This is a genomic window from Flavobacterium bizetiae (genome assembly GCF_902804475.1).
Classification (GTDB): domain Bacteria; phylum Bacteroidota; class Bacteroidia; order Flavobacteriales; family Flavobacteriaceae; genus Flavobacterium; species Flavobacterium bizetiae.
Genome location: NZ_CADCSU010000132.1, coordinates 1 through 23677 on the forward strand (window position 1 = coordinate 1; position 23677 = coordinate 23677).

Genomic DNA, 23677 nt, shown 5'->3' on the forward strand with positions numbered 1-23677 from the left:
CCCTTATATAGTCTAGTTCTTACAAAAAAAATAAAATTATTTTTAAGATGTTTTTTCTTACTTATTTATTTTTAAGATGCGTTTTGCCGTATTTATTTGCTTTTAGTCGATGGTTTTACAGATTTGTTTTGCAGCTTATTTTAGAATATGCTCCAATTTTAACAATATTTAAAACAAAAAATTAGAAAGAAGTAATCTCATACAAAGCTATACTTGCCGCTTGTACAACATTCATGCTGGAGTTTTTCCCGAACATATTGATGTGTACAATTTGGTTCGAAATTTTCAAAAGTTCATCAGAGATTCCGTCAATTTCACTTCCTATCAAAAGTGCAATTTTTCGATTATCAGGAATCACAATTTCTTTAAGAGGTTTACTATTGCTGGCGATTTCCAAAGCAATAATTTCAAAGTTATTTTCAAGTAAATAGTCAACAAGAGTTGCTGTTTCTTCTATTATAGTATGAGGCACGTGAAGATGCGTGCTTCTCGAAGTTTTGTTGATTTTTCTTGGCGTAAGCGGAATATCTTTTCCTAAAAAGATAATATTCTCGACCCCAAAAGCTTCACTGATTCTAAAAAGAGAACCTATGTTTTGCTGAAAATAAATATGATCACAAACCAATGTTATCGGAAATGTTTTTCTCTCAAACTGATTTTCTTCGTGGGTAAGCTGCACTAGTTAAATTTTAGTTGGTAAAAATGTAATTGATAATGTTTGCACCCATTTTCAAGGCTTTTTCTCTAACAGCAAGCGGATCGTTATGTACTTCGGCATCTTCCCATCCATCGCCCAAATCGCATTCATACGTATATAATAATACCAATTTGTTTTCTACGAAAATTCCAAAAGCCTGCGCACGAGTTCCGTCATGCTCATGAATTTTAGGCAATCCGTTTGGGAAAGGATATGGTTTTTGAAAAATAGGATGATTCGCCGGAATCTCGATTAAATTATTATTAGGGAATATTTTTTTAATTTCTTTTCGAATATATTGATCCATTCCATAATTATCATCAATATGAAGAAAACCGCCACCGTTCAGATAATTTCTAAGATTACTAACATCCGAATCGCTAAAAACCACATTTCCGTGTCCCGTCATATGCACAAACGGATACGAAAGCAAATCAGGATTACCAGGTTCAACAGTCGAAGGTTTTGCTTTTATTCGCGTATTAATATTGGCATTACAAAACTTAATTAAGTTAGGCAAAGAAGTTGGATTTCCGTACCAATCGCCACCACCACTGTATTTTAGCAGAGCAATTTCCTGCGAAAACGAAGAAATAGAAACCAATAAAAACAAAAGAAATATTTTTCTCATATAATTTTATATTTTTTGTCATCTCTTTTTTTGTCATCTCGACGAAGGAGATATCACACTAGAAACTCCACATAGTATCGTTAATCTTTGACGAATATGTTTTTTCAATTTCTATACTAAAACCAAATCATTTTTTTCAGGAGCTGATCCCGCTATCCGTTCCAATCTTTTATTTTTTTAAAGGAAAAAAATAAAAGGATTTCCACTTCTATCGGGGCTAGGACAATCATTTTCATAATAACACTTTCGTCGAAATGACAATAATGTTAATCAATTAGAACTTTCATTAAAAAACACAACACTATGACACGCCACAATCGCAGCTGTTTCCGTTCTCAAACGCGTATTTCCTAAAGTCACAGGTTGATAATTATTTTCTAAAGCCAATGCAATTTCCTTTTCAGAAAAATCACCTTCAGGCCCAATAAGCATGGTAACACTTTCATTAGGTTTCAGGATTTCTTTCAATGATTTTTTGTCAGTTTCTTCACAATGTGCAATCAATTGCAAACCCTCATTTTTTTGTTTGATGAATTCCTTAAACGAAATAGCTTCATTCAATTTTGGTAAAAACGTTTCATTAGATTGTTTCATTGCCGAAAGAATAATCTTTTCAAAACGCTCTAAATTAACCACTTTACGCTCAGATCGGTCACAAATAATAGGCGTAATTTCCTGAACACCAATTTCGGTTGCTTTTTCCAGAAACCACTCAAAACGATCGTTCATTTTGGTTGGAGCAACAGCAAGATGCAAACGGAATTTTGGTTCGTCAGTTTTTTTGATAGAAAGAACCTGAACGATACATTTGTTGTCAGAAGCCAAAGTGATTTCGGTTTCAAACAATAAGCCTGAACCATTTGTAACGTGTAATATATCGGAATCTTTCTTTCGTAAAACCTTTATAATGTGTCGGCTTTCTTCCTTATCAAAAGAAAAACTCTCAGTTGATTCGTCAATATCCGGATTGTAAAATAATTGCATAATTAAAATTGAATTCGCGCTTTAGAAACCACTGCAGAAGTTTCAAAACGGCTTGATAAATATTTTTGATATCCTACAATTCCTATCATTGCAGCGTTATCGGTAGTATATTCAAATTTAGGAACAAAGGTTTTCCAACCATATTTTCCTTCACTTTCTTTTAATCTTGTTCTGATACCTGAATTTGCCGAAACTCCTCCGCCAATGGCAATTTGTTTAATTCCGGTTTCTTTTACCGCTAATTTCAATTTATCCATCAAAATTTCGATGATGGTATATTGTATAGAAGCGCAAATATCATTCAGATTTTCCTCGATAAAATTCGGGTTCTCCAGTTTTTTCTTTTGGATAAAATATAAAATCGCCGTTTTTAATCCAGAGAAACTAAAATCTAATCCCGGAACTTTTGGTTTTGTAAAAGCAAATGCTTTTGGGTTTCCTTCTTTGGCATACTTATCAATCAAAGGTCCGCCAGGATAGGGAAGTCCAAGAATTTTGGCACTCTTATCAAAAGCCTCTCCAACCGCGTCATCAGTAGTTTCGCCAATGATTTCCATATCAAAAAAGCCATTAACTTTTACGATTTGAGTATGACCACCACTAATGGTTAAAGCCAAAAACGGAAATTCTGGTTTATCAAAGCCCTCTTCGTCTATAAAATGAGCCAAAATATGGGCATGCATATGATTTACAGCAATTAACGGAATTCCCAGCGCCAATGACAATGATTTGCTAAAAGAACTTCCCACAAGTAAAGAGCCCATTAAACCCGGACCTTGTGTGAAGGCAATGGCAGTTAGTTGATCTTTTTGTACATTTGCTTTACGAAGCGCAGCATCAATGACCGGAACAATATTTTGTTGGTGTGCTCTCGAAGCCAATTCCGGAACAACACCACCATATTGGTTGTGAATTAACTGATTGGCAACAACATTTGAGAGTACTTTGTCGTTATGTAAAACCGCGGCAGCAGTATCGTCGCATGAACTTTCGATGGCAAGAATAAAAACCTCTGAATTTTGCATATAAAGGCACGAATTTTGAATTATATTTGACAAATCAAATATTTGATTTTCTTTTATTATAAGGAGAAGCCAAAATTAAAGAATTTTTATCAAAAACAGTCGTTCTTTGTCTGTTCAAATAAATTTAAAAGAAAACTAAAATAAAAGCAGCTATCAAAAAAGTAAAGAAAATAATATCCAGAACCCTAATTGGGTTAATTTTACTTTTGTTAGTATTGGCTATTACCTTGGCTTTGCCTATTGTTCAGACAAAAATCGCAAAGTATGTCACAGAAACTTTAAATACCGATTTTAAAACCGATATTTCTGTAGACAAAGTAGCGATCAATATTTTTGGAGGTGTAAAACTTAAAAAAGTCCTGATTCGCGACCACCACAAGAAAACTTTAATATACTCAGATCTTATTACTACCGATATTTTAAGCATTAAAAGATTGCTCGATGGTGATTTAATTTTTGGAGATCTTCGATTAACTGGTTTAATTTTTAATTTAAAAACCTATAAAAACGAAGACGAAAACAATATCAATAAGTTTATAAAATCTTTCGAAACCAGTCCGGAAAGAGCCAAGTCCAGTAAGCATTTTTTGCTAACGGCTAAGAATGCGTATATCTCAAAAGGTTCATTTTCTGTAGTCGACGAGAACAAAACCACACCGGTATTTCTTGATTTTAAGAAACTAAACGCCTACATAAGTGATTTTAAACTATACGGTCCCGATGTAAATACTAATATTCATCGGTTTTCTTTTTTAGATCATCGAGGTTTATACGTTTCCAACTTTGCGGGTAAATTTAGTTATACCAAAAAGCAAATCAAGGTCGAAAATCTGGCTATAAAAACCAAGAGAACCTGGATTTACGGAAAAGCTATTTTAAATTATAAAGTAGAAGATTTTCTGCATTTTACAGATAAAGTAAAATTTGATGTTGCACTTGATTCTGCTTCAATTGCATCAAATGATATTCGTTATTTCTTTGATGGATTGGGTAAAAATCAGCATTTTAGAATTAAAGCTAAAATCGACGGACCATTAAATAATCTTAATTTAAAACACCTTAATTTAACCGATACAAATGGTTCAAAGATTAATGGAAACATTAATTTTAAAAATCTTTTAGGGACAAAAGAGCAAAAGTTTGCCATGATCGGTAAATTTGATAAGCTGATTTCCAGTTATGATAATTTAGTGGTGATATTGCCTGGTATTCTTGGGAAAAAACTTCCAAAAGAACTTAAAAGAGTCGGTAAATTTAATATCGTTGGTAAAGCTAAAGTCTCGACAACAGCATTAGAAGCTGATTTTAAAATGATAACCGATCTCGGTAATGGTCAGGCAGATTTGCACATGAACAATATCGATTTTATTGATAAAGCATCGTATTCAGGAAATATAATTCTGGATAATTTTAATGTTGGAGCTTTGCTGGATCGTAAGGATATTGGCAAAACCACTTTAAATTTAGATGTTGACGGTGTAGGTTTTACAGAGAAATACCTGAACACGATTATAAAAGGAGATATCTCTAAATTAGATTATAATAAGTATACCTATAATAATATCGTTGTAAATGGTAATTTTAAATTGCCTTATTATAAAGGACAATTATCTGTAAATGATCCAAACTTGAATTTGACCTTTGACGGATTGGTAGATTTGAGTAAACGCGAAAGCCGATATGATTTTCATATTAATGTAGAAAATGCAGATCTTAGAAAACTAAAATTCATTAACGATTCTATTTCTAATTTCCGCGGGGACGCAGTAGTTGAAGTAACCGGAAATTCGATAGAAAACCTTCAGGGAACGGTTTCTATTAGAGACGCCGTTTATCAAAACCCAAAAGCAATTTATACTTTTGATGAAATAACGGTAAACTCGAATTTCGACGCTGATAAATTGCGTACGATAACCATTAGCTCAGACGATGTTGTAAAAGGAGAAATTGTAGGTAAGTTTCAGTTCGGACAATTGGATAAGCTGGTTATGAATTCGGTAGGGAGTTTGTATACCAATTATAAACCTTATAAAGTTAAAAAAGGTCAGTTTTTACGATTCAACTTTCATGTCTATGATAAAGTGGTCGAAATGCTGTATCCGGAAATCAATATTGATTCGAGTACCGTAGTGCGCGGAAAAATAGATTCAGATCTGCAGGAATTTAAATTCAGGTTTAAATCTCAAAAAATTACAGCAGCAAAAAATACATTCGATAATATCCGAATTAATATTGATAATAAAAATGCGCTTTATAACGCCTATGTTGAGTTAGACAGTATTAAAACGCCTTATTATAAAATACGCGATTTCAACCTGATTAATGTTACTGCAAAAGATACCCTTTTTGTTCGTTCTGAGTTTAAAGGAGGATCAAAAGGAGAAGATTATTTTAATCTGGATTTGTATCATACGATTGATAAGAACAAGAATAATATCGTAGGAATCAAGAAATCTGAAATGAAGTTTAAGGACTATTTATGGTATTTAAACGAAAATGACGGCGAGGATAATCAGATTGTATTTGATCAGTTCTTTAAAAACTTTACCATTGATAATATCATTTTATCGCACGAAAATCAGAAAATTGATTTAAATGGAGTCATAAAAGGAAGTGATTATAAAGATCTCGTCCTTAATTTTGAAGACGTCGACATTAATAAGATTACGCCGCTCAATTCAAAATTTGTATTTAATGGTAACCTGAATGGTAATATCAATTATAAGCAGAACAAGAACGTTTATCAGCCCACGGCGGCCATTTCTATAGATCATCTTAATTTAAATAAAGTAGATTTAGGAACTCTGAAATTTGATATTTCCGGAGATGAAAGCTTTAAAAAATTTACGATAAATTCCTCCATTCAAAATGGTTTTACAGAATCGTTTAGAGCAAACGGAACTTTCGCCATCGAAAATAAAGAGACTTTCTTAGATTTAAATCTAAAACTCGAAGGATTTAATCTGGCCACTTTAGGTACAGTAGGAGGAGATGTTTTGTCTAATGTAAGAGGATCTGTTTCCGGGAATGCGGCAGTTGTTGGTAATCTTAAAAAACCGGAGATCAACGGAAGGCTTTATGTAGAAAAAGCAGGAATGACAGTTCCGTACCTTAATACCGATTATGAATTAAGTGATCGAACGGTTATCGATTTAACAGATGAGAAATTCTTATTCAGGAACAATCAATTAACAGATACTAAGTTCGGAACCAAAGGTTTGCTGAACGGAAGTATCGAACATCATAATTTTGGCGACTGGAAACTGGATCTTACCATTACCTCAAAACGATTGCTCGCGCTGGATACAAAAGACAGTGAAGATGCTGCATATTTTGGTACTGCTTTTATTAATGGTACAGCAAGTATTAAAGGACCAACAGAAAATCTTTTTATAAAAGTAGATGCTAAATCAGAGAAAGGAACCGAAGTTAAAATTCCTATTAACAACGCGCAAAGTGTGGGAGAAAGCAGCTGGATACATTTTGTTACGCCAAAAGAAAAATACAACTTGGCCAATGGTATTATCGAAAAAACAAGAAATTACAATGGTCTTGAGTTAGAATTTGATTTTGATATTACGCCCGATGCCGAAGTAGAGGTAATCCTGGACAGAAATTCCGGTCATGGTATGAAAGGAAAAGGATACGGATCTTTATTGTTTAAAATCAATACGCTGGGTAAATTTAATATGTGGGGAGATTTCCAGGCATACGAAGGAACTTATAATTTTAAATACGGAGGTTTAATAGATAAAAAATTCGCGGTTAAAAAAGGAGGATCTATTATATGGGAAGGAAACCCTATGAAAGCCCAGTTAAATCTTGAAGCCGTGTATAAAACATCTGCGAATCCTGCTGTATTGTTAGAGAACTCTTCTTTCAATAAAAAAGTACCGGTAGAAGTTGTTATTGGTTTAAGAGGAGATTTAACGAGTCCTGAGCCTAATTTTGATATTCAGTTTCCATCGGTGAGTAATGTCCTTAAATCAGAGATTCAATACAAGCTGGATGATAAAGACGTTCGTCAGACGCAAGCCTTGTATTTGCTTTCGACAGGATCGTTTATGAGTCCGGACGGATTTAATCAAAGCGATTTATCAGGAACATTTGCCGAAACTGCTGCAAGTTTATTAGGCGGAATTATTAAATCTGATAATGATAAGATCAATATCGATTTGAATTTTATATCAGCAGATAAACGAATCGGTCAGGAAGCCGATGGTCAGTTTGTGGCTAATATCACCTCTCAGGTAAACGAGAGAATCACTATAAACGGAAAATTAGGTGTACCTATTGGTGGTGTAAATGAGTCCGCAATTGTGGGGGATATCGAGATATTGTACCGTGTGAATGAGGACGGATCTATGAATCTTCGTTTGTTCAACAAAGAAAATGACATTAATTATATAGGACAGGGAATTGGATATACGCAGGGAGTTGGTATTTCGTACGAAGTCGATTTTGATACTTTTAGCGAGTTGGTCAATAAATTGTTCAAGAATCATAAATTAGAAAGGGCAATAAAAAGCTCTTCGGATGATTTGCAGGATTCGTATCTGAATCCTGATTTTGTTAAATTCTCGAATAAAAAAGATGCCGAAAAAGACAAAAAGAAATCCGATAAAAAAGAAGAAGAGAAAAAAGAGCAGCCTAAAAATAATAGTGAAGGTTTAATCCCTGACAACGACTTTTAGACAATAATGTTAAAAATAATCTTAAAAGAAACCATTCGCTACCCCGAATGGTTTTTTTTGTGCTAAATTAGGGGCTGATTTATTTTCTTACAAATATAAAATGATGCCGAATTTTTATAACACTTCATTTATGTATTGTTAATTTTAAAGATTTAATTAAAATAAGCACGTTTTATTATTTTAAATGAAATTTTTACTATCGAAAAACTTATTAACGAAAACGTTTGAATTTAACAGATTTTATTAATTTATGATAAACATCACCTGAAAAGTGGTGAATGTTTGTTAATTTTACACTTTAATACTTAAATAATGCCAAAAACAATAAAAAAAGTTGGTGTTCTAACATCAGGTGGAGACTCACCAGGAATGAATGCCGCAATACGAGCAGTTGTTCGAACGTGCGCTTATCATAATATAGAATGCATAGGAATTTATAGAGGGTATCAAGGAATGATCGAAGGAGATTTCAAAGAAATGGGTCCCCGAAGTGTAAATAATATTGTAAACAAAGGTGGAACGATCCTGAAATCAGCTCGTTCAGTTGAGTTTAGAACCCCTGAAGGTAGAAAAAAAGCACACGAGAATCTTGTGAAAGCCGGAGTTGATGCCTTGGTTGTAATAGGAGGTGACGGAAGTTTTACCGGAGGATTAATTTTTAATTCAGAATATGGTTTTCCTGTAATGGGAATTCCCGGTACAATTGATAATGATATTTATGGTACAAGTCATACTTTAGGATATGATACTGCCTTAAATACAGTAGTTGATTGTATTGATAAAATTAGAGATACAGCAAGTTCTCATAACCGTTTGTTTTTTGTAGAGGTTATGGGTAGAGATGCAGGTCACATTGCTCTTAATGCAGGTATTGGAGCTGGTGCCGAAGAAATTCTTATTCCTGAAGAAGATTTAGGTTTAGACAGATTACTAGACTCTCTTCAAAAAAGTAAAGCTTCAGGAAAATCATCAAGTATAGTAGTTATTGCTGAGGGGGATAAAATTGGTAAAAACGTATTCGAATTAAAAGATTACGTAGAAGCTAATTTGCCTGAGTATGATGTAAGGGTATCTGTTTTAGGACATATGCAACGTGGTGGTTCTCCATCTTGTTTCGACCGTGTTCTTGCAAGCCGTTTAGGTGTAAAAGCTGTAGAATCTTTAATCGAAGGTAAATCAAATTACATGGTAGGTCTTCAGGCAGATAAAGTTGCCTTAACCCCTCTTGAACAAGCAATTAAAGGTAAATCTGAAATTGATAGAGAATTGTTGAGAGTGTCTGATATCATGTCAACATAAAATAAAAGTTTAAAAAGGAAAGAAGTTTATTGTGAGGAAATTAGACTTTAAAGTAGTGTAATAAAAACAAAAGCAAAAATTAAGTAAAATGTCAAAAGTAAAATTAGGAATAAACGGATTTGGACGTATCGGAAGAATCGTTTTTAGAGAAACTTTCAATAGAGATAATGTAGAAGTTGTAGCAATCAACGATTTATTAGATGTTGATCACTTGGCTTATTTATTAAAATATGATTCAGTTCACGGTCGTTTCAACGGAACTGTAGAAGTAAAAGAAGGAAAACTTTATGTAAACGGAAGAAATATCCGTATCACTGCAGAAAGAAATCCAGCTGACTTAAAATGGAATGAAGTTGATGTTGACGTAGTTGCTGAATGTACTGGTATCTTCACAACTATCGAAACTGCAAATGAGCACATTAAAGGTGGTGCTAAAAAAGTAATTATTTCTGCTCCTTCTGCAGATGCTCCAATGTTTGTAATGGGAGTAAACCATGAAACTGCAAAAGCTACTGATTTAGTTGTTTCTAACGCTTCTTGTACTACAAACTGTTTAGCTCCTTTAGCTAAAGTAATTCACGATAATTTCGAAATTGTTGAAGGTTTAATGACAACTGTTCACGCAACAACTTCAACTCAAATGACTGCTGATGGTCCTTCTAGAAAAGACTGGAGAGGTGGACGTGCTGCTAGCATCAACATCATCCCATCTTCAACTGGAGCTGCTAAAGCTGTTGGAAAAGTAATTCCTGCTTTGAATGGAAAATTAACTGGAATGTCTTTCCGTGTTCCTACTGCTGACGTTTCTGTAGTAGATTTAACTGTAAAAGTAGCTAAAGAAACTTCTTACGAAGAAATTATGGCTGTTTTAAAGAAAGCTTCTGAAAATGAATTAAAAGGTATCTTAGGATATACTGAAGATGCAGTTGTTTCTCAGGATTTTATCTCTGACAAAAGAACATCTATCGTTGATGCTACTGCAGGAATTGGTTTAAATTCAACTTTCTTCAAATTAGTATCTTGGTATGATAATGAGTACGGATACTCAAGCAAATTAATTGATTTGTCTGTGCACATCGCAGGTTTAAAATAATACTATATTTATACGCAAAATCCCGTTATCTCAAAATAACGGGATTTTCGTATTTTGTTAGGTCTTTAATTAATGTAAAAAATACACTTTTTATTTAGTTAAAGAAAAACTAATCCAAAAACTAAATAAAATGAAATTAATAGTTGATAGTGGATCTACTAAAGCCGATTGGATTGCAATTGATGATAATGGAAAAGTATTATTCACCACACAAACATTAGGATTAAATCCTGAAATTCTTGAAGGTCCTGAAATTATCGAAAGATTAAATGACCGTTTTGATATTTTACAAAATAAAAAAAATGCTACACATTTGTTCTTTTACGGAGCAGGTTGTGGAACTGACAGAATGAAAACAGAGCTTTCGCAAATATTCCAGGAATATTTTGTTAATGCTATTGTAGAAGTTCATGAAGATACTTACGCAGCAGTTTATGCCACTACTCCAAAAGGAGAAGAAGCGATTGTTAGTATCTTAGGAACAGGTTCTAACTGTAGTTATTTTGATGGTAAAGTATTGCATCAAAAAGTACAATCATTAGGGTATATTGCCATGGATGATTGTAGCGGAAACGTTTTTGGAAAAGAATTAATCAGAAAATATTATTTCAATAAAATGCCTAAAGAACTGGCAGTAGAATTTGAAAAAGAATATGATTTAGATCCTGATTATATCAAAAATAAATTATACAAAGAACCAAATCCAAATGCTTATTTAGCGACTTTTGCTAAGTTTTTAATCAAGCATAAAGACACTGAGTTTTGCAGAAAAATCATCTTCAAAGGGATGAAATCTTTTGTGAAAAATTACATCAAGCAATTTGATAATTGCAAAGAAGTTCCGGTTCATTTTGTAGGTTCTATCGCTTTTTATCTAAAAGACGAATTACAGGAGACATTTGATAAATATGAACTTCAGTTAGGTAATGTTTTAAGAAGACCTATCGACGGTTTGATTGCTTATCACGTTGCTAATCAATAATTAAAAAGTAAGTATGGAAATAGCTATAATAGCGCACGATGGTAAAAAAGCAGATATGGTTCAGTTTTTAAATAAAAACAAAACGCTTTTGCTTCAGGAAAATATTAAGCTGATCGCGACAGGAACTACCGGAAGTAAAGCTGTAAATGCCGGATTTAAGGTAAAAAGAATGCTTTCAGGACCAATGGGAGGCGACGCACAAATTGCTGCGCGTGTAGCCGAAGGTAAAACGCAAATGGTTTTCTTTTTTAAAGATCCTCTTGCAAGCCACGCTCATGAAGTCGACATTAATATGCTTATTCGTGTTTGCGATGTACATAATGTACCTTTGGCAACAAATGAAGCTTCTGCTCAATTATTATTAAATGCTATCGCACTGCAATTATAGAATTTTACATTTTTAGATATATTCTCAAAACCGTTTCATTTACTGAAACGGTTTTTTATTGCCTGTAAAATTCATTATAATAATATAATTGATGATGTTTATTGAAGTATTCTTAAATATTTGATATTCATTGATTTGTAATAATTTTACGTATGTTTTTAGTGTAAATTTGGTCTATATTTATTACTAAATCATGAAAAAACATACTTTAATTGCGATTATTGCTCATGATAATAAAAAAGCAGACATGATTCAGTTTTTAATTAAAAACGGAATTGTGCTTCAACATGATAAAATAAAATTAATTGCAACAGGAATATTAGGGAGAAATGCTGAGAAGTCAGGTTTTAAGGTAAAAAAGATGCTTCCCTGCTTAATGGGCGGCGACGCTCAAATTGCGTCTAAAGTAGCCCAGGGCAAAATTAATGTGGTTTTTATGTTTACAGATCCTTTGGTAACCAATGCTCATGAAGTAGATATTAAAATGCTGGTCAGGATATGCGATGTTCATAATGTGCCGCTGGCTACAAATGAGGCAACGGCACAATTGTTTTTAAATGCTATTGTACAGCGATTATAGAAATCTCTACGTTTACATTTTTAGGTAAACATGCCACCTGAACAGTTTCACGTGCCGGCGCTGTTTTTTCATCAAAATAAGACCCGTAAATAGCGTTTATGGCAGCAAAATTATTCATGTCCATAATAAAGATTGTTGCTTTAACTACATTTTCAAAAGTCATATTTGCAGCTTCAAGAATGGCTGCAATATTTTTCATTACTTGTGTGGTTTCATCGTTTATATTTTCGATAACAAGTTCTCCCGAAGCTGGATTTATAGCGATCTGGCCAGATGCATAAAGTGTATTTCCTGATAATACTGCCTGATTGTAAGGTCCAATTGGAGCTGGTGCTTTGTCAGTAAAAATGATTTTTTTCATAGTAATAGTTTTAAATATAATAATCGGAAGAATTATAGAATCTTAGTTATTATGAAATTACGATTAAATTTTTAAACATAAATTCATAATAACTAAAAAGAGTTATAAGTTTTAAATAAGGAAATTATCGGTTAGAAGTACTTCGTTTGTTCCATTTGATGTCACTAAGCATTCCGGATTTGATTCCGATAAAGAAGTTCCAGTTTGAGTTTACGCCTAGTGGACTCCAGTTAAATGCCATTCTCCAGCTTAATAAGTCTCTTTCAAAACGAAATTGAGTAAAAGTAACCCCTTTTTGTACAAAGTCGTAACCGGTAGAAACCCCACCTTTCCATTTAGGAGTAATATCCATATTGGCAGATATCATAATAGAGTTTCCTGTAATCTTATTTTCGCGATTTATATTCGAATATGTTAATGAATAGGCCATCGTCATATCCCAAGGTATCTTTGCTTTAAAGAATTCGGTAATTACGTCGTCTTCATCATCTTTATCATTGGCGAATTGGCTGTTTCGGCTGTCATTTAAGTCTGTGTTTGTACCAAATAAATCATCTTTACGACCTCCGTTCCGCTCACTCTGCTTATTTTCCTGCTCTTTTCCGGTTCCTTTATTCGAAAACGAATAATTTAAAGTTACGTTGGCACTTGTCATTCTAAACAAACTACCACCATTATCAATATTATAAGTATTAATTCTGGCCCCTCCATTATCAATCGCATAAGGATCTAATGTTGCGCCAAAATTCACATTCATTTTATTGTCAAAAAGTTGTGTTCCACCGCTTACAAGAACCGGCTGCCATGCTAAGGTTTCTTTTCCGTCAGCATTAAAATTATAGCTCGTGCTGAAGTTTAAGTTGTTTAACAGCATGATCTTTTTAGGTTCTGTTTTTGTGCTGTCTCTGTCTCTTACTTTAGCTTCAAAAGTATTGCTTAAAGCAAATGATACAATGTTAGAATTACTTTTACCAGGAGCTCCAAAAATACCACCGTCAAATCTTGAATAAGTCGAAATTCTTCCCGTAGCATCAACTGTATAGTTGTTGTAGTATTGATCAAAACTTGGTGTATACGAATACGTAACAGTTGGACGCATTACGTGTCGAATAGATTGGATTTTTTTATCGCTTCCAAAATTAAACGTACCGTAAATAGTAGTTCCTAAATTCGTACTGAAATTATACGTTCTAAAAGCGTCAAAACCATTAACGGTTGTATTTACGATTTGTCCTTTTTCAGGATCGTAATTTTTATCAATAGTTTTTGTAACCCATGTTTCCTGATAATTAGTAGAGGCACCCGCACTAAAATACTTGAATACTTTAAAGTTCGTACTAATCGGGATACTATGTTGCATTCCTATTTGTGCATCTCTAAACATTTGTGGTTTAAAGAATAATGAATCTGTAGTATTGATATTGTTTTTACCACTTAGGTTATATTGTAAGTTGATGTTTTTAATAAAACCTTTTTTAACCCCGTCTTTTCCAACAAACGGATATACACGATCAACGCTGGCTTGCAAAGTCGGCAATGTCATCTGAATTTGCTCTGTTTGTGTATTTTGAGAGTGCGTTGCTGTTAATGAAAAACGCGCTTGTGGTATAGTATTAAAGGTTTTGTTGTATGAGATCGATGAATTTAAAGTATTATTTAAATTAGATCCTACGTTGGCCTGGTTAATCGATCGCTTAAAGTATTTACTACTACCCATATTTACGGAAGCAGAAAAGCTTGAATTTGGATTTGATTTGGAATCTTTTGAGTGTGACCACTGAATGTTATAGATGTTTTCTTTGCTATAATCAGGATAACCGCGTTCGCTATTAATAAGGTTTTCAAAACGAACATTTAAATTTCCCCGATACTTATACCTGGTTGCGTATGCAGATTCAAAGCGCATGGCATAACTACCATTGGTATAATAATCGGCGAGAACAGTCAGGTCGTAATTATCGTTTAAAGCAAAATAGTATCCCATGTTTTGTAATGAGAAACCTCTGGTATTCGAGTCGTTATAACTTGGTACGATAATACCGGAAACGCTTTTTTCCTTAGTCATTGGGAAAAATGCGAAAGGTAATACTAATGGAGTAGGTACATCAGCAATTACCATTTGAGTAGTTCCTACAACAACTTTTTTGTTGGGAACGAATTTTACTTTATTTGTTCTGAAATAATATTCGGGATCGTCGATGTCTTTTGCAGTAGTAAAACGGGCACCTTTTAAAAAGTAAACAGAATCGTTTTCTTTTTTTGTAATTGCAGCTTTGATTTTAAATTCTCCCTGTTCGGTTCTTGAATTATAGATTAAAGCTTTTTTTGTTTTAAAATTAAAGCGGATAGAGTCAGGCTGAACTTCACTCGGACCTTGTTTAAAATTTGGATATTGTATTAAAACACCGGCAGAATCTCGTATTCGGCCAGCATAAACTTCATCTTTTTCGAGATTTAAAACAATAATACCCGATTTTAGCTCGACATCTTTATAATATAATTCGGCTTCATTATATAAAGTAAGCGTTTTGTTTTTCCTGTCGTACTTCGCGTAATCCTTAGCTTTATACTTCGTAACCGCGTCTAAAGCGTTCTTTTTAGTCTTTACAGTATCTAACTTAATGGTATCAGCTATGGGAGCCGGAGTTATATCTGTAACAGCAGTTTTGGGTTTATCTGTTTGTTTTACAGTTGGTAACGGCTTTTTTTTGTTTTTTATCTCTTGCGAATATAAATTACCACATCCTAATGTTAGGAAAAATGATAATAAAACGATATTAAATAAGTTTGTATGCAAAGGTTTAAATGCTATTTTTGTAAAATTATGGCTTGTTTTTTGACATGTCAAACTTACATATAATTTTTTGTCAAAAATAATCAATTGTAAAAATTATAGCAGTTACGTTTTATTAAAATTAACTTTTAGATTTATGAACAGATTTAACAAAATTAAAGTAATATTTACTTTTTTTCTAACGATATTGTCTTTTTGTGCATACAGCCAGTCAAATGTTTTTAAGGTAACACTTGATGCTGGGCATGGAGATCATGACTTTGGAGCTGTTTATAGCGGACGGATTGAAAAAAATATTGCTTTGGCTATTGTTTTAAAAGTTGGTAAAATTTTAGAAAGCACGCCAAATGTTAATGTAATTTATACTCGTAAAACAGATGTTTTTATTGATTTGGTCGAAAGAGCCAATATTGCAAACAGAGCCAATTCGAATATTTTTGTGTCTATTCACTGTAATGCCAATAAAAATACCGCTGCGGACGGAACCGAAACGTATGTAATGGGTTTAAGTAAACTGGCATCGAATCTTGAGGCAGCAAAAAAGGAGAACTCGGTTATTACTTTAGAGAAAGATTATAAACGTAAATACGAAGGTTACGACCCAAATTCTCCTGAATCTATGATTGGATTGACTTTAATGCAGGAAGAATATCAGGATAACAGCATTTCATTAGCCAGTAAAATTGAAGATAACTTTGAAAAACTTGGAAAAAAACTAAGACAAGGCGGAGTAAAGCAAGCACCTTTTATGGTGCTTCATAAAGCGTATATGCCAAGAGTTTTAGTTGAAACCGGATTTATATCTAATCCTACCGAAGGAAATATTTTAAATTCTGAAGAAGGACAAAATGATATTGCAAAAGCTATTGCTGAAGCAATTATAAGTTATAAAAGAGAATATTTTGGTTCAGGATCTAATGAATCTATTGATGCGCGACCTGTAAGAGACACTACTCCGGTAAAAGCAAAAGTGGTAGAAACTGTTGCAGTTGCCAAAAATACTCCAAAAGGAACGTTCTTTAAAGTACAGCTTATTGCCAGTATCAAAAAGACACCTTTAGAACCTAAAAATTTTAAAGGATTAAAAAATGTAACAATGGTGTACGAAAATAATATTTATAAATATTTTTATCAGGAAACCTCAGATTATACAGCTGCTAAAAAATATTTAGAAGAAGCTAAGGATAAAGGATATGGAGCCGCTTTTTTAGTTGCAACTAAAGACGGAGAAAAAATCAGTATTCAAGACGCTATTAAATAATAGCCTCTAGTTCGAATATTTATACTAATTTTGTACAAACACTAAGAATTTTGAAACTAACAAGAGAAATTAAAACGGCTATTTTAGTCATCGCGTCAATTTTATTATTTATCTGGGGCTACAGTTTTTTAAAAGGCAGAGACCTTTTTACAAATTACAAGACATTATATGTAGAGTATGATAATGTTGAGACTTTGTCACCGTCAGCACCCGTTACTATAAATGGACTTTCAATAGGTAAAGTAAGTAAAATTACAATTAATGAAGTAACTGGTAAATTATTAGTTGAACTTCAGTTAAAAACAGATTTTCCAATTTCTAAAACAAGTAAAGCTGCTTTGTATTCGCCAAGTTTAATTGGTGGAAAACAAATTAAGATTTTGCCAAACCTTGCTGATAAAGATCCGGCTGTAGAAGGGCAAACGCTTGAAGCTGCAGTAGAATTAGGCTTAACAGAGTCACTTGGAGGGAAAATTGAACCTATTCAGCAAAAATTAGATCTAATGCTTTTAAACATAAATACTCTGGTATCCGGATTAAACAATGTTTTAGACAAGCAGGGTCAGGAAAATTTAAAAAAATCATTAGCAGAATTAAGTCAGACTATGGAGCAGTTTCATAGAGCTTCAGGAAGTTTGAATTCTATTCTGGATACTAATAAAGGTCAGATTAACGGAGTAGTGACAAACTTTAATAAAATGTCAAGCAACTTCAATAAAATATCAGATTCTTTAAATAAAGCTGATTTAGGAAAAACAGTTAGAAACCTAAACCAGACTTTGGCTAAAGTTGATGGACTTATGAGTAACTTAAATTCAGGAAAAGGTACAGCTGGTAAATTATTAAGTGATGATGCTTTGTACAACAATTTGGCTAAAACCTCAAAAGAGTTAGAGTTATTGTTGCAGGATGTACGTTTGTATCCAACACGTTATGTAAATGTTTCTCTTTTTGGAAAGAAAAATAAACCCTATGTAGCACCGGCAGAAGATGCCAATTCAACTGATAAAAAATAATTGTAAATGAGTTATTTAGATAATATTTTGTTCGCCATACTTCTTATAGTTGGTTTCGGTTTTTTTGCAGCGAGCGTAAAAAAGATCATCCGAAACATTAACTTAGGAGTAGATGTAAATCGAAAGGATAATTCTAAAGCGCGCTGGAAAAACATGGCATTGATTGCTCTTGGGCAATCAAAAATGGTGAGACGCCCTGTAGCTGGAATTCTTCATATTTTTGTATATGTAGGTTTCATAATTATTAATATCGAATTACTTGAGATTATTATAGATGGGTTATTTGGAACTCATAGAGTTTTTGCGCCTTATTTAGGAGTAGTCTATGATGTTTTAATTGCTTCATTCGAAATATTGGCAATACTTGTCATTTTTGCTGTAGTCGTTTTCTGGATCAGAAGAAACATTATAAAATTAAAACGTTTTATAAATCCGGATCTAAACGGATTTCCTAAAAGTGATGCAAATTATATTTTGTATTTCGAGACTGTTTTAATGATTTTGTTTTTATTGATGAATGCGTCTGATTTGCATTTGCAGAATGTTCCTGGAGGATTTTCGCATTTTCATAAAGCAGGAAGCTTTCCGATAAGTCAGTTTATTGCACCAATGTTTAACGGAATGTCTAACGAATTGGTTGGATTGCTGTTTGAAGTTTTTTGGTGGTTGCATATTGCAGGTATTTTAGTTTTCATGAACTACTTGTACTTCTCAAAACACTTACACATTATTTTAGCTTTCCCAAATACCTACTTTGCTAATTTAAATCCGGAAGGTCAGTTTGATAATCTGGCTTCGGTTACCAAAGAGGTAAAGTTAATGATGGATCCTAATGCAGATCCGTTTGCGGCTGCTCCGGTTGATGAAAATGCTGCGCCAAGTAAATTTGGAGCAAGTGATGTTCAGGATTTAAACTGGGTTCAGTTGTTAAACGCTTATACTTGTACAGAATGCGGTCGTTGTACATCATCTTGTCCGGCGAACCAAACAGGTAAAAAATTGTCTCCTCGTAAAATTATGATGGATACAAGAGATCGTTTGCAGGAAGTTGGAAAAAACATTGATGCCAATAAAGGTGTTTTTGTTCCGGATAACAAAACATTATTAAACGATTACATTACTCCCGAAGAATTATGGGCTTGTACTTCGTGTAATGCTTGTGTCGAAGAATGTCCTGTAAATATTAGTCCGTTGTCTATTATTATGGATATGCGTCGCTATTTAGTGATGGAGCAAAGTGCTGCACCAATGTCACTAAATGCTATGATGACTAATATTGAAAACAATGGTGCGCCATGGCAATACAGTCAGCAAGACAGGTTAAACTGGAAAAACGAGAATTAAGATTTATTGTTTAATCGGTTAGTTATTTAACCGTTTAATCGATTTTAAAATAATTTCGGTTTTAGTTTTTGTTCATCGCTTAAAGGTGATTAAACAAATAAACGATTAATCGATTTAATAAAAGAATAAGATGTCAGAAAGTTTAGTAGTACCAACAATGGCAGAAATGCTGGCTCAGGGAAAACAACCAGAAGTTTTGTTTTGGGTAGGTTGTGCAGGAAGTTTTGATGATAGAGCAAAAAAAATTACGAAAGCATTTGTACGCATTTTAAATCGTACGAATGTTTCTTTTGCGGTTCTTGGTACTGAAGAGAGTTGTACGGGAGATCCTGCAAAACGTGCCGGAAATGAATTTTTGTTTCAGATGCAGGCCATGATGAATATCGAGGTTTTGAATGCGTATGAAGCCAAGAAAATTGTTACGGCTTGTCCGCATTGTTTTAATACTTTAAAAAATGAATATCCTGAATTAGGAGGTCAATATGATGTTGTGCATCATACAGAATTTTTGAAGTCATTAATGGATGACGGAAGATTAACAGTTGAAGGAGGTCAGTTTAAAGGAAAGAAAATCACTTTTCACGATCCTTGTTATTTAGGAAGAGCTAATAAAATTTATGAAGCACCAAGGGATTTAATCGAAAAACTTGATGTAGAATTGGTTGAAATGAAGCGTTCTAAAGCGAATGGTTTATGTTGTGGAGCAGGTGGAGCACAAATGTTTAAAGATGCTGAACCAGGAAACAAAGAAGTAAATGTATTGCGTACTGAGGATGCTCTCGAAGTAAAACCGGATATTATTGCAGCGGGTTGTCCGTTTTGCAATACGATGTTAACAGATGGTATTAAACACCAGGAGAAAGAAGGGCAAGTTAAAGTAATGGATATTGCTGAATTAATTGCTAATGCGCAGGATTTGTAAAATAAGGTTCTGAGTGGCTGAGTTGCTAAGGTTCTAAGTTTTGAGCTTGAGGCTTTTTCAAATCTAAAATCTAAAATCTAAAATCTAAAATTAAAAATGTATATACCTTTTGAAGATTTACCAGGCGAATCCAGAATCTGGATTTACCAATCGAACAGAAAATTTTCTGAGGAAGAATTTTCTGAAATAGAAACCGACCTGAAAGCTTTCGTTGAAAGCTGGGCGGCACACGGAACAAGTTTAGAAGCTTCGTACCAACTAAAATACAACCGATTCATTATTTTGGCTGTAAATCAGGATGTACAAGCGGCTACAGGGTGTTCTATTGATAGTTCGGTAGAATTTATTCAGAGTTTAGAGAAAAAACATAACGTTGATTTGCTAGACAAAATGAATGTTACTTTTAAACTGGGTGAACATATCGCACACAAACCATTAATTGATTTCAAGAAAATGGTAAAAGACAAATCGGTTTCTGAGAATACGATTGTTTTTAATAATCTTGTAAACAACATAGAAGAATACAACGAATCTTGGGAAGTTCCTGCTGCTGATAGCTGGCATAGCAGATTTTTCTAAGAAGAATTTCTAAGATATTTTAAAAGGTATGAAACTTTAAAGTTTTGTACCTTTTTTTGTTTCTGGAAATGAAAATCTTCGCAATCTTGTCATCCTGACGGAGGAAGGATCACACTAGTGACTCGACAAAGATTGACGAATTACTGTGAGGAGTTTCGTATGTGATCCTTCCTCCGTCAGGATGACAACATCGTGGAAAATGTTCTTATAAAAACTAAAACCTCTAATCTAGCCCCGATGGGAGTGATATCCTTTTTTGCCGGGGTTCGGCAGAAAAGATATAGCGGACAGCGGGACGGATCGTTCTTTTGAATGGAAATCTTTTGCTCCCTGAAAAAAATAAAAGTTATTTACTGAAACACTTGTAGCGAAGGTTGAAGATCATAAAGGATGGAATTCTTGAATTTTAGACTAATTTTATGAAAATCTAACATTAGTGATACTCAATGAAACGCTATTTTTGAGTACTTTCGTAGTATTAAATTTAATACATGAAAATAGCTATAGTTTGTTATCCGACATTTGGCGGTAGTGGCGTAGTTGCTACAGAATTAGGTCTTGAATTAGCCAGACGCGGACACGAAATCCATTTTATTACTTATAGTCAGCCGGTTAGGTTGGCACTTTTGAATCCTAATGTTCATTATCACGAAGTAAACGTTCCTGAATATCCTCTTTTTCATTATCAGCCTTATGAGTTGGCTTTGTCAAGTAAATTGGTCGATATGGTGAAATTGTACAAGATTGAAGTCCTTCACGTGCATTATGCTATTCCTCACGCGTATGCGGGGTATATGGCGAAACAAATGCTGAAAAATGAGGGGATTAATCTGCCAATGATTACAACGCTGCACGGAACTGATATTACGCTGGTGGGAAATCATCCGTTTTATAAACCTGCGGTAACGTTTAGTATCAATAAATCAGATTATGTAACTTCTGTTTCTCAGAGTTTGAAAGATGATACGTTGAAATTGTTTAAGATCAGGAATAAAATCAAGGTGATTCCGAATTTTATTGAGTTGGATAAAATGAGAAAAGATCCGCAACAGCCTTGTCATCGTTATGTTATGGCGAAGGAAAATGAGCGCATCATAACGCATATTAGTAACTTTAGAAAGGTAAAACGTATTCCGGACATTATTAAGATTTTCTATAATATTCAGAAAGAAATGCCGGCCAAATTAATGATGGTGGGTGATGGTCCTGAAAAAGAAAAAGCCGAGGTTTTATGTATGGAACTGGGTATTTACGACAAAGTAATTTTCTTTGGGAACAGTAATGAAATTGATAAGATTTTATGTCTTACTGATTTGTTCCTGCTTCCGTCTGAAACGGAAAGTTTTGGTTTGGCAGCTTTAGAAGCAATGGCTTGCGGAGTTCCGGTAATTTCTAGTAATTCAGGTGGTTTGCCAGAGGTTAATTTTGATGGTATTTCAGGTTACCTGAGTAATGTTGGGAATGTCGAAGAAATGGCGGCCAATGCAATTAAAATTCTTAAAGACGATAAAACGCTGAGTGAATTTAAAGCAAATGCTTTAGAGGTGGCGAAGAAATTTGATATTCAAAATATTCTGCCTAAGTACGAAGCTTTGTATCAAAAAGCAATAGACGATTATAAAGAGTAAAACACAATTTAAAAATACGCGTAAATGAAAAAAGTAATTTCGGTTGTAATAGTTTTTGTTTTGATGTCGTGTGGAGCTAAAAAAACAACAGATTCAGGTTCTAAAGTCTTGTATGAGGTTTTAACGGAACAATCTGATGGTGGCGGAAATATTAAGTTTTTCGAAATTTTGACAGAACCTAATGAAATCAAAATGTTAGAAAACGATCCGCTTTTGAAAGAAAAAATGAAACACGATGATATTAGCAGTTCGAATTATGTGATCTTAAACATGGGTGAGAAAAACACCGGTGGTTACTCTATTGGGGTTGAAAAAGTAGAAGAAACAGATAAGAATATTATCATTACGGTAAAAGAAATTAGTCCTGCTGCAGATGCTATGGTAATGCAGGTAATTACTTATCCTTATACGGTGGTAAAAGTGCATTCGAAAAAAGAGATTATTATAAAGTAATTTACATGCGAAATGTGAAAATTTCTGACTGAATTTAACCGCAAAGCACGCAAAGTTTTTTTCTATATGTGGCTTATATAAAAACGCAAAGTTCGCAAAGCTTTATATTGACTTAGCTTTGCGAACTTTGCGTTTTTATAAGTGATCCAGAAAAAAAACTTGCGTGCTTTGCGGTTAAATTAACTTTATAGCTAAGACTTGTTCAGTCTAATAAAAACAAAAAAAATCCTGTCGTTGAAAAACGACAGGATTTCTTTTACAATTATTTTTTAGTTTTAATTTTAGAATCTAAATTTAACTCCTAAACCTACATCAAATCCAAAATTGTCATCGTCATAATATCCTGATCCAATTTCTGGTCTTGCATCTATTGAAAGTGTAATAGGCGCTTCGCTAAATCTGTATTCTATACCGATGTCTCCAGCTGCAAATACATATGTTCCGCTGTCTTTATATCTAAAATTGTTGTTGTTGTAACTGTGATCCCAGGTAGCAATACCACCACCAACACCAGCGTACCAGTTAAAACCTCCGTCAATGTTCCATACCCATTGGTAAAGACCAACTGCTTTAATAGCATCTACATTGCTGCTGTTTCTAAATCCTAAATCAAATTCAAGTCTGTTTTTTTGACTTAATCCTAATTGATATGATACCTCGCCACCAAATCCGTTATTGTCTCCTAAACGCAGTCCTAAAGCGTGTTTTGAAATTTCTTGTGATTGGGCCGTAAAAGCTAATCCTAATAGCATAATGGCAGATAAAATGATTTTTTTCATAAAAATGGTTATTAATTTTTTTCAAATGTACTTTGATGCACAACGTTCAAACGTATAATATTTTTGAAAATTGTTATATAATTCACATTTTTGAAGAATAACCAAAATTTGTTAAAAGCCACTATATCAGTAATAATGCATGATTTAGCCGGTTTTGGAGCATTTTT

General features: G+C 33.6%; 20 protein-coding genes. 13 read left to right on the plus strand and 7 right to left on the minus strand.

Annotation, left to right across the window (positions count from 1 at the left end; translation table 11 throughout):
- Positions 1–181 precede the first annotated feature (181 nt).
- The 4 genes from FLACOL7796_RS18265 to tsaD all read right to left on the minus strand — a co-directional run bounded on the left by FLACOL7796_RS18265 (position 182) and on the right by tsaD (position 3337).
- A complete protein-coding gene (locus tag FLACOL7796_RS18265) occupies positions 182–679 on the minus strand; it encodes a TrmH family RNA methyltransferase (RefSeq protein ID WP_173972163.1) in 498 nt (165 codons plus the stop codon).
- A gap of 10 nt (positions 680–689) precedes the next feature.
- A complete protein-coding gene (locus FLACOL7796_RS18270) occupies positions 690–1328 on the minus strand; it encodes a DUF4159 domain-containing protein (protein WP_173972164.1) in 639 nt (212 codons plus the stop codon).
- A gap of 270 nt (positions 1329–1598) precedes the next feature.
- Positions 1599–2312, minus strand: a complete 714-nt coding sequence (locus FLACOL7796_RS18275; protein WP_173972165.1) for a 16S rRNA (uracil(1498)-N(3))-methyltransferase — start codon at positions 2310–2312, stop codon at positions 1599–1601.
- A 2-nt stretch (positions 2313–2314) separates the two neighbouring features.
- Entirely contained in the window at positions 2315–3337 is a 1023-nt protein-coding gene (gene tsaD, locus FLACOL7796_RS18280; RefSeq protein WP_173972166.1) for a tRNA (adenosine(37)-N6)-threonylcarbamoyltransferase complex transferase subunit TsaD, read from the minus strand.
- Positions 3338–3543: 206 nt separating this feature from the next.
- On the opposite strand from tsaD, the gene FLACOL7796_RS18285 reads away from it, so the two are divergent.
- The 6 genes from FLACOL7796_RS18285 to FLACOL7796_RS18310 all read left to right on the plus strand — a co-directional run bounded on the left by FLACOL7796_RS18285 (position 3544) and on the right by FLACOL7796_RS18310 (position 12373).
- Positions 3544–8031 carry a translocation/assembly module TamB domain-containing protein gene (locus FLACOL7796_RS18285; protein ID WP_232067403.1) on the plus strand — a complete coding sequence of 1496 codons (4488 nt, stop codon included), beginning with the start codon at positions 3544–3546 and terminating at the stop codon, positions 8029–8031.
- A gap of 312 nt (positions 8032–8343) precedes the next feature.
- A complete protein-coding gene (gene pfkA, locus FLACOL7796_RS18290) occupies positions 8344–9330 on the plus strand; it encodes a 6-phosphofructokinase (RefSeq protein WP_173972167.1) in 987 nt (328 codons plus the stop codon).
- An 88-nt stretch (positions 9331–9418) separates the two neighbouring features.
- A complete protein-coding gene (gap, locus tag FLACOL7796_RS18295; RefSeq protein ID WP_173972168.1) occupies positions 9419–10423 on the plus strand; it encodes a type I glyceraldehyde-3-phosphate dehydrogenase in 1005 nt (334 codons plus the stop codon).
- A 130-nt stretch (positions 10424–10553) separates the two neighbouring features.
- Positions 10554–11405 (plus strand): N-acetylglucosamine kinase, encoded by an 852-nt coding sequence (locus tag FLACOL7796_RS18300; RefSeq protein WP_173972169.1) that lies wholly within the window; start codon positions 10554–10556, stop codon positions 11403–11405.
- 13 nt (positions 11406–11418) lie between these two features.
- Complete coding sequence (locus tag FLACOL7796_RS18305) at positions 11419–11793, plus strand: methylglyoxal synthase (RefSeq protein ID WP_065450326.1); 375 nt, start codon at positions 11419–11421, stop codon at positions 11791–11793.
- A gap of 193 nt (positions 11794–11986) precedes the next feature.
- On the plus strand, positions 11987–12373 hold the full coding sequence (locus FLACOL7796_RS18310; protein ID WP_173972170.1) for a methylglyoxal synthase: 387 nt from the start codon (positions 11987–11989) through the stop codon (positions 12371–12373).
- Here FLACOL7796_RS18310 and FLACOL7796_RS18315 read toward each other — a convergent pair.
- Together FLACOL7796_RS18315 and FLACOL7796_RS18320 are read right to left on the minus strand one after the other, a co-directional pair.
- Entirely contained in the window at positions 12354–12734 is a 381-nt protein-coding gene (locus FLACOL7796_RS18315; protein ID WP_173972171.1) for a RidA family protein, read from the minus strand. The genes FLACOL7796_RS18310 and FLACOL7796_RS18315 overlap by 20 nt on opposite strands.
- Positions 12735–12858: 124 nt before the next feature.
- Positions 12859–15582 carry a putative LPS assembly protein LptD gene (locus FLACOL7796_RS18320; protein ID WP_394367912.1) on the minus strand — a complete coding sequence of 908 codons (2724 nt, stop codon included), beginning with the start codon at positions 15580–15582 and terminating at the stop codon, positions 12859–12861.
- An 82-nt stretch (positions 15583–15664) separates the two neighbouring features.
- Between FLACOL7796_RS18320 and FLACOL7796_RS18325 the strand changes: the two genes are divergently transcribed.
- From FLACOL7796_RS18325 to FLACOL7796_RS18355, 7 genes are all read left to right on the plus strand, one after another.
- On the plus strand, positions 15665–16789 hold the full coding sequence (locus FLACOL7796_RS18325; RefSeq protein ID WP_173972173.1) for an N-acetylmuramoyl-L-alanine amidase family protein: 1125 nt from the start codon (positions 15665–15667) through the stop codon (positions 16787–16789).
- Between the two features lie 50 nt (positions 16790–16839).
- Positions 16840–17805 (plus strand): MlaD family protein, encoded by a 966-nt coding sequence (locus FLACOL7796_RS18330; protein WP_173972174.1) that lies wholly within the window; start codon positions 16840–16842, stop codon positions 17803–17805.
- A gap of 6 nt (positions 17806–17811) precedes the next feature.
- On the plus strand, positions 17812–19149 hold the full coding sequence (locus tag FLACOL7796_RS18335; RefSeq protein ID WP_173972175.1) for a (Fe-S)-binding protein: 1338 nt from the start codon (positions 17812–17814) through the stop codon (positions 19147–19149).
- A 130-nt stretch (positions 19150–19279) separates the two neighbouring features.
- Positions 19280–20071: a (Fe-S)-binding protein gene (locus FLACOL7796_RS18340; RefSeq protein WP_173972176.1), complete on the plus strand. Its 792-nt coding sequence runs from the start codon at positions 19280–19282 to the stop codon at positions 20069–20071.
- 96 nt (positions 20072–20167) lie between these two features.
- Positions 20168–20650 carry an ABC transporter ATPase gene (locus FLACOL7796_RS18345; protein WP_173972177.1) on the plus strand — a complete coding sequence of 161 codons (483 nt, stop codon included), beginning with the start codon at positions 20168–20170 and terminating at the stop codon, positions 20648–20650.
- 491 nt (positions 20651–21141) lie between these two features.
- Positions 21142–22278 carry an N-acetyl-alpha-D-glucosaminyl L-malate synthase BshA gene (gene bshA / locus FLACOL7796_RS18350; protein WP_173972178.1) on the plus strand — a complete coding sequence of 379 codons (1137 nt, stop codon included), beginning with the start codon at positions 21142–21144 and terminating at the stop codon, positions 22276–22278.
- A 24-nt stretch (positions 22279–22302) separates the two neighbouring features.
- Positions 22303–22731 carry a protease complex subunit PrcB family protein gene (locus FLACOL7796_RS18355; RefSeq protein WP_173972179.1) on the plus strand — a complete coding sequence of 143 codons (429 nt, stop codon included), beginning with the start codon at positions 22303–22305 and terminating at the stop codon, positions 22729–22731.
- Between the two features lie 281 nt (positions 22732–23012).
- Here FLACOL7796_RS18355 and FLACOL7796_RS18360 read toward each other — a convergent pair whose 3' ends face one another.
- Complete coding sequence (locus FLACOL7796_RS18360) at positions 23013–23510, minus strand: hypothetical protein (protein ID WP_173972180.1); 498 nt, start codon at positions 23508–23510, stop codon at positions 23013–23015.
- Positions 23511–23677: the final 167 nt, after the last annotated feature.

Bases quoted from the DNA above. Each gene is read 5' to 3' on its own strand.
- FLACOL7796_RS18270 (WP_173972164.1), bottom strand. From the start codon at position 1,328: ATGAGAAAAATATTTCTTTTGTTTTTATTGGTTTCTATTTCTTCGTTT.
- FLACOL7796_RS18275 (WP_173972165.1), bottom strand. From the start codon at position 2,312: ATGCAATTATTTTACAATCCGGATATTGACGAATCAACTGAGAGTTTT.
- FLACOL7796_RS18300 (WP_173972169.1), top strand. From the start codon at position 10,554: ATGAAATTAATAGTTGATAGTGGATCTACTAAAGCCGATTGGATTGCA.
- FLACOL7796_RS18305 (WP_065450326.1), top strand. From the start codon at position 11,419: ATGGAAATAGCTATAATAGCGCACGATGGTAAAAAAGCAGATATGGTT.
- FLACOL7796_RS18345 (WP_173972177.1), top strand. From the start codon at position 20,168: ATGTATATACCTTTTGAAGATTTACCAGGCGAATCCAGAATCTGGATT.
- tsaD (WP_173972166.1), bottom strand. From the start codon at position 3,337: ATGCAAAATTCAGAGGTTTTTATTCTTGCCATCGAAAGTTCATGCGAC.
- FLACOL7796_RS18340 (WP_173972176.1), top strand. From the start codon at position 19,280: ATGTCAGAAAGTTTAGTAGTACCAACAATGGCAGAAATGCTGGCTCAG.
- FLACOL7796_RS18335 (WP_173972175.1), top strand. From the start codon at position 17,812: ATGAGTTATTTAGATAATATTTTGTTCGCCATACTTCTTATAGTTGGT.
- FLACOL7796_RS18315 (WP_173972171.1), bottom strand. From the start codon at position 12,734: ATGAAAAAAATCATTTTTACTGACAAAGCACCAGCTCCAATTGGACCT.
- gap (WP_173972168.1), top strand. From the start codon at position 9,419: ATGTCAAAAGTAAAATTAGGAATAAACGGATTTGGACGTATCGGAAGA.
- FLACOL7796_RS18310 (WP_173972170.1), top strand. From the start codon at position 11,987: ATGAAAAAACATACTTTAATTGCGATTATTGCTCATGATAATAAAAAA.
- pfkA (WP_173972167.1), top strand. From the start codon at position 8,344: ATGCCAAAAACAATAAAAAAAGTTGGTGTTCTAACATCAGGTGGAGAC.
- bshA (WP_173972178.1), top strand. From the start codon at position 21,142: ATGAAAATAGCTATAGTTTGTTATCCGACATTTGGCGGTAGTGGCGTA.
- FLACOL7796_RS18355 (WP_173972179.1), top strand. From the start codon at position 22,303: ATGAAAAAAGTAATTTCGGTTGTAATAGTTTTTGTTTTGATGTCGTGT.
- FLACOL7796_RS18325 (WP_173972173.1), top strand. From the start codon at position 15,665: ATGAACAGATTTAACAAAATTAAAGTAATATTTACTTTTTTTCTAACG.
- FLACOL7796_RS18360 (WP_173972180.1), bottom strand. From the start codon at position 23,510: ATGAAAAAAATCATTTTATCTGCCATTATGCTATTAGGATTAGCTTTT.